We start from the raw sequence: 6,190 nt of genomic DNA on the forward strand, positions 1-6,190 counted from the left end.
GCCGTCGCCGACGCGGTCGCCGGCGACCTCGAGCGGACCGGCTTGCGCGCCTGGCCGGATGACCTGGAGCAACTGCCGCGCGTCGTGGAGCGCACGGTGGGCGGGCGCGCGGTGCAGGGCTATCCGGCCTTCGTCGACGCCGGATCCTCGGTCGACGTGCGAGTGTTCGCAACGTCGGCCGAGCAGGACCGGGCACTGTCACCCGGCATCCGGAGGCTGCTGCGGCTCGGCGCGCCGTCACCGGTCAAAGCTGTTGAGCGCCAGATGGATCGGCGGACCCGACTGGCGTTGGGAACGAACCCGGACGGCCCGCTGGCCGCGCTGCTCGACGACTGCGCCGACGCCGCCGTGGACGCGCTGGTCCAAGGGCCGGTGTGGGCCCGCGCCGAGTTCGCCGCGCTGCGCGAGCGGGTGGCGCGGGCCCTGCCGGCGACGACCGCCGACGTCGTGGGCCGCGTCGAGACCGTGCTGTCCGCCGCCCAGGAGGTGCGGCTGGCCCTGCCCGCCCAGCCCACGCCGCCGCAGGCCGACGCGATCGCCGACGTCCGCGCCCAGCTCGCCCGGCTGCTGCCGCCCGGGTTCGTCACCGCGACCGGATACGCGCACCTCGACGAGCTGACCCGCTACCTGAGGGCCATCGGCCGGCGCCTCGACCGGCTGCCCTACGCGCCCGGGGCGGATCGGGAGCGGATGGCCCGGGTGCACGCCGTGCAGGACGCCTACGACGAACTGCTGCGCGCGCTGCCGCCGGCACGGCAGGCGGCGTCCGACGTCCGCGACATCGCCCGGCGGGTCGAGGAGCTGCGGGTGAGCCTGTGGGCCCAGCAGCTCGGCACGCCGCGACCGGTCAGCGAGCAGCGGATCCACCGGGCGATCGACGCCGCACGCGACCGCCGCTGACCTGCCCGGCTGCGAACATGGCGCGGCGGTGGAAATATCGCGGGAGCGACCAAGAAACCGCAGACGATCTCCTACCCGTCGCCCGAGGCACGCCCGCACCGCCACGATCACGAACCGCTGGAACCCCACGTCATCGTCCTGTTCGGGGCCACGGGCGATTTGGCCAAGCGCAAACTCCTACCCGGTCTGGCCTACCTGGATCAGTCCGAGCTCGCCCCCGACATCCAGCTTGTGGCGACGTCGCTCGAGGACTTCACCGACGACGAGTTCCGCGACATCGCCAAGACCGCGATCGACGCGTTCGGCATCCACAAGCTCACGCCCGAACAGTGGTCCAACTTCGCGAAGATCGTCACCTACGTCCCGCAGAGCGCGGGACCCGAGGCGCTGGCTGACGCGGTCACCCAAGCCGAGAACAACCTAGGGCCCAAGGTGCGCCGGCTGCATTACCTGTCCGTTCCCCCGAATGCGGCACGCACCGTCATGGACATGTTGCGTGACGCCGACCTGGTCGAGTGCTCCCGCGTGGTGATGGCGAAGCCTTTCGGCACCGACCTGTCCAGCGCGGTCGCCCTCAACGACTTCTTGCACCAAACCTTCGAGGAGCCCCAGATTTTCCGGATCGACCACTTCCTGGGCAAGGAGGTGGCCCGGAACATCCTGGCGTTCCGCTTCGCCAACGGCCTGTTCGAGCCGGTCTGGCACCGCAACTTCATCGACCACATCCAGATCGACATCCCCGAGGCGCTGGGGCTGGACGTGAGGGCGAACTTCTACGAGAGCACATCGCACTCAAGGTCGGCATCGACAACTGGCGCTGGGCGGGTGCGCCGATCTACCTGCGTACCGGCAAGAAGATGGCCGAGGGTATGCGGATCATCTCGATCGCGTTCCGCGAGGCGCCGCGCACCATGTTCCCGCCGGGGTCGGGGGTGGACACCCAGGGACCCGACCACCTCACCTTCGACCTCGCCGACAACTCGAAGGTGTCGCTGTCGTTCTACGGCAAACGCGACGCGATGCGCGGCGACCACACACTGTTCACCACCGCCGAGGGCATCGAATCCCTGTGGGAGCGTTCAGAAGAACTACTGGACAATCCGCCGGTCGCCAAAATGTATCCAGCGGGGAGCTGGGGACCCAACGCCATTCACCAATTGATCGCACCCAAGGCGTGGCGGTTGCCGTTCGAGCGGGAGTGGCGCGAAAACAAGCGGGCAAGGGGCGACTAACAACCGAACAACGCAGGCCCGCGCGTCAGCTCAGTACAATTCGGCGCTGAGATAGCTGATGGCGCCGCGGAACGCCTGCAGTATCTCGTTGTCGGGGACGGCGAAGCCGTACCTCTCGTACACCTGGTCGGTGGGGTGGACGGTGACCTGCCAGCCGGTCGACTCCAGGTGCTCAGCCGCCGGACGACGTTCCCCGAGCCATACCAGGTCGGCGACGTCGATGTCCAGTCCGTGCTTGCGCCAGGTGCTGCGCATCGCCCGCGCCCGTTCGTCGGTGAACACACTCATGTCGGTGATGTTCTCCGTGGCCAGCAGGCTGCCCGGCGCGCTGAGCGCGGTGATGTTGTCCAGGAGCCGGTCCTGGGCCTCTGGCGGCAGGTAGGGCAGCAGGCCCTCGGCGATCCACGCGGTGGGCGCTGCAGCGTCGAAGCCGTTGTCGCGCAGCGCGGTCGGCCAGTCATCGCGCAGGTCGACGCTGACGGTGCGCCGCTCGGCGGTCGGTTGCGCGCCCAGGCCGGCGAGCGTGTCGGTCTTGAAGGCGATGACCTCGGGCTGGTCGACCTCGAAAACCACCGTGCCCGCCGGCCACGCCAACCGGTAGGCCCGCGCGTCCAGGCCGGCCGCGAGAATGACGGCCTGACGTACCCCGGCACCGGACGCGGCCTGGAAGAAGTCATCGAAGAACCTGGTTCGGACCGTCATCTGCTCGCGGCGCTGCTGCAGCGTCATGGGCGCGTCGTCGTCATCGACGGGGAGTTGCCCGTCGAGCATCCGGATGAAGAAGGGGTGTCCGACCGCGCGCACCAACGGCTCGGCGAACTGGTCGTCGAGCAGCGGATCAGGCTCCCGGGATGCGAGCGCACGTGAGGCCGCCACCATCGTGGCGGTCGCTCCGACGCTGGATGCCAGGTCCCAGCTGTCGCCCTCGGTACGTGCCGAGCCTCCGGATGACATCGGTTTCTCCCTCCCGGCGTGACGCCGCCACCGCTTACCTCACCGAGGTCGAAGCGTACTTTCAGCCTGTGCGGCGCGCAGCATGCACCCGGCGCACGCCAGAGAAGCCCTGAACTCGACGACAGGAAGCGAACAGTCCATGGCACCGACACTGCGGCCGCGCCGATCCGCCCTCTACCTGCCCGGCAACAACCCCCGGGCAGTGGAGAAAGGCAAGACGCTGCCCGCGGACGTGCTCGTCTTCGACCTGGAGGACGCCGTCGGCCCCGACGCCAAAGCCGGCGCACGGACGACGGTGTGCGACGCGGTCGGGTCGGGGAGTTACTCGCCGCGCGAGGTGGTGGTGCGCATCAACGGGCTGGGCACCGAGTGGCACGACGACGATCTGGCGGCGGTGGCCGCTTCGCCCGCCCACGGGGTGCTCGTGCCCAAGGTCGAGACGGGCGAGCAGGTCCGGGCGCTGGCCGCCACGCTCGAGCGGCTCGGCGCGCCGGAAGCGTTGCAGTTGTGGGTGATGATCGAGACGCCGCGGTCGTTCCTCAAGGCCGAGGAGATCGCCTCGGCCAGCCAGCGGTTGGCGGCGCTGGTGGTCGGCACCAACGACCTGGTCAACGATCTGCACGCACTGCACGTACCCGGGCGCGCACCGGTCCTGGCCGCGTTGACGTTGGCGGTGCTGGGGGCCAGGGCCGCCGGGAAGGTGGTGCTGGACGGCGTGTTCAACGCCATCACCGACGCGCAGGGCTTCCGCGCCGAGGCCCGCCAGGGCCGCGAAATGGGTTTCGACGGGAAGACTTTGATCCATCCGTCCCAGATCAGCCCGGCCAACGAAGTCTTCGGCCCGTCGCCGGGGGAGTTAGCCGACGCCCGAAGGATCGTCGCGGCCTACGAGCAGGCGCAGGCGGCGGGCGACAGCGTGATCACCGTCGACGGTCGCATGATCGAGAGTTTGCACGTGCGCAACGCCGAGCGGATTCTAACTCTCGCCCAACGCATCTCGGAGAGGGAATCCGCCTCCTGAGTCACGGCCGCACGTCGTCCGGAACTGGGCGGCACGTGACCTCGCCTGCTATCTGTTGCTGATACCGCCGCTACCGCTGGTGGCCAGGGTGCCCTACGGGCTGCTGGCGGCGACGTTGGTGGGGATACTGCCGAATGGGCACCGGCGCCGTTGCCGTTACCGTACTTGCCGCCACCCGAGCGCACCGTGGGCCGTGCTGCCTGGTGCGCGCTGGTCAGCGGTATCCGTTCGGCGATGACGGGCTGACGGTACGCCGCCGACGGTAGCGTTATGCGGCGTGAACGATTTTGTCGTCGTCAAGGTCAAGCCCGGCAGCCACAAAGGGCCTCTTGTCGAGGTCGGCCCGGACGGTGTGCTGATCATCTATGTCCGGGAGCGCGCCGTCGACGGCAAGGCCAACGACGCGGTGACCGAGTTGCTGGCCACCCACCTCCGACTACCCCGACGCCGAGTCGAACTGGTTTCGGGAAAGACGTCGCGGCTCAAGCGATTCCGTGTGACCTGAGCGGCTTCGCCGACGGGCCCGACCCGGAAAGGGCAGCGTCGCGCGTTTCCCGCTCGGCGGTTACGGGATCGACTCGGCCGTGCGGGCCAAATCCGCTGTGGCCGAACGCAATTGGTCAGCGGAATTCAGCGGTGCCGGGAAGCCGGCGCGGGCGTATGCCACCCCGCGTGGCGTGTGCACCCGCAGGTCCAGGCCGTAGCGGTCGACGCCGGTGCACACGGCGGTCTCGGTGTCGGGGTAGCCGCCGAACGCCCGGGCCATCGCGGCCAGGGCGGCGGCGTGGTCGGCGTTGAGATGCGCGACCGCCCGGGCCGAGGCCGGCGCGATCGGATCCGGCGAAGCGGCGACGTATTGTTCGGCGGTGGCCGAGTCCATCCGGCCGTAGCCACCGACCCAGCGCACCCGCCGCACCGCGAGCACCCACACGGTGAAGTCGCTGAAGTCGAGGTAGAAACGGGCGGCCGGCACCGCTTCCAGGTACGCGGCGCGGGCCGTCTCCCGTTCGGCGTCGGGGGGTCGTGCGACCACCCCCGCAAGGGTGATTCGGCTGCCGGCCAGTGGGTCGGCGTCGCCGCTCGCCGCCACGATCGACAGGCTCGCCCTCGGGTCGGCGGCCAGGTTGCGGCCGTGCTCGGCCAGGTTCGACACGCACAGCACCGGCATCCCGCCCAGCAGCCCGTAGGCCACCAACGACGCCCACGGGTCACCGTCGGCGGTCAAGCTGGCCAGCGTGGCCGTGTTGGTGGCGGCGGCGATGGTGCGGGCCTCTTCCGCCGCGGAGCGACGGGCGGAGTTGGTCGGCGTCAGCAGGGGAGGGGGCGCGGAGGGCGCATCCCCGGGGTCGCCGTGATCGCGAGTGGTCACGGGGGGAGGCTAGCAGCGCGCGTCAGCTCGCGGCGCTGAGAATCTTGATCGCGAAGACGAGCGTGTCGCCCGGCCGGATACCGGCGCTGGGCTGACCGTTGGGGTAGCCGTCCGCGGAGGTCATGGCGACGGCGACCGTGGATCCGACCTTTTGTCCCGCGATGGCCTTCTGGAAGCCCGGAACGACTCCGCCGAGCGGGAAGTCGACCGGGGCGCCGCGTTCGTAGCTGTTGTCGAACACCGATCCGTCACGCCCGTCGACGCCCATGTAGCAGACGGAAACCCGGGCTGTGGCAGGGACCACCGGTCCGTTGCCGGCGCGCAGGGTGTGCACCTGGGTCTGGGTGACGCTGAACGGTGTCGTCACCTTCACGAGCGGAGCCGTCGTGTCCGTGGACCCGGTGACCGCGACGCTGCCGGTGTTCCCGGCCAGGGTCCACTCGGGTGCTGCCCCGTTGGCCGGCGCTGCGGTCGGGCACGAGCCGGCGGCGGCCGCCTCGCCCGGTCCGACAAGCGCCAGCGCGGTCGCACAGGTCGCGAGCACGACGGAGGAGTTCACCCGAGAAGACTTCACCGCCGCCACGCTACAGCCACCCGATGCGTCCCTGACCACCGCGCCCCGCATCCATACGCGGATCGGGACGCTTTACGCGCTTGGCGGCGTAGAGGCCGGCGCCGGCGGCGGCATGCAGCGCGGCGATGTCGGCGCTCTCG

The 6,190-nt window shown here is 70.2% G+C and carries 6 protein-coding genes and 1 pseudogene; 4 read left to right on the forward strand and 3 right to left on the reverse strand.

The window, feature by feature from the left end; all coding sequences use genetic code 11:
* A partial coding sequence (locus ACOJVU_RS01835; protein ID WP_421528212.1) for a DUF3418 domain-containing protein occupies positions 1-900 on the forward strand: 900 nt, incomplete at its 5' end.
* 36 nt (positions 901-936) lie between these two features.
* Positions 937-2,132 (forward strand): annotated as a pseudogene (locus tag ACOJVU_RS01840) (hypothetical protein).
* A 30-nt stretch (positions 2,133-2,162) separates the two neighbouring features.
* Here the strand turns inward: ACOJVU_RS01840 and ACOJVU_RS01845 are convergent.
* Positions 2,163-3,086: a class I SAM-dependent methyltransferase gene (locus ACOJVU_RS01845; RefSeq protein ID WP_421528213.1), complete on the reverse strand. Its 924-nt coding sequence runs from the start codon at positions 3,084-3,086 to the stop codon at positions 2,163-2,165.
* Between the two features lie 139 nt (positions 3,087-3,225).
* Here ACOJVU_RS01845 and ACOJVU_RS01850 point away from each other — a divergent pair, with 139 nt between their 5' ends.
* Both ACOJVU_RS01850 and ACOJVU_RS01855 read left to right on the forward strand, forming a co-directional pair.
* Entirely contained in the window at positions 3,226-4,107 is an 882-nt protein-coding gene (locus ACOJVU_RS01850; protein ID WP_421528214.1) for an HpcH/HpaI aldolase/citrate lyase family protein, read from the forward strand.
* Positions 4,108-4,384: 277 nt separating this feature from the next.
* Entirely contained in the window at positions 4,385-4,612 is a 228-nt protein-coding gene (locus ACOJVU_RS01855) for a DUF167 domain-containing protein (protein ID WP_421528215.1), read from the forward strand.
* Between the two features lie 60 nt (positions 4,613-4,672).
* Here the strand turns inward: ACOJVU_RS01855 and ACOJVU_RS01860 are convergent, their stop codons facing one another.
* Entirely contained in the window at positions 4,673-5,476 is an 804-nt protein-coding gene (locus tag ACOJVU_RS01860; RefSeq protein ID WP_421528216.1) for a HugZ family protein, read from the reverse strand.
* Positions 5,477-5,498: 22 nt separating this feature from the next.
* The gene (locus ACOJVU_RS01865) at positions 5,499-6,059 is read right to left on the reverse strand and encodes an FKBP-type peptidyl-prolyl cis-trans isomerase (protein WP_421528217.1); all 561 of its coding nucleotides are present in this window, start codon (positions 6,057-6,059) and stop codon (positions 5,499-5,501) included.
* Positions 6,060-6,190 lie beyond the last annotated feature (131 nt).

It is taken from the genome of Mycobacterium sp. THU-M104 (assembly GCF_049197365.1).
In the GTDB taxonomy this organism is placed as follows: Bacteria; Actinomycetota; Actinomycetes; order Mycobacteriales; family Mycobacteriaceae; genus Mycobacterium.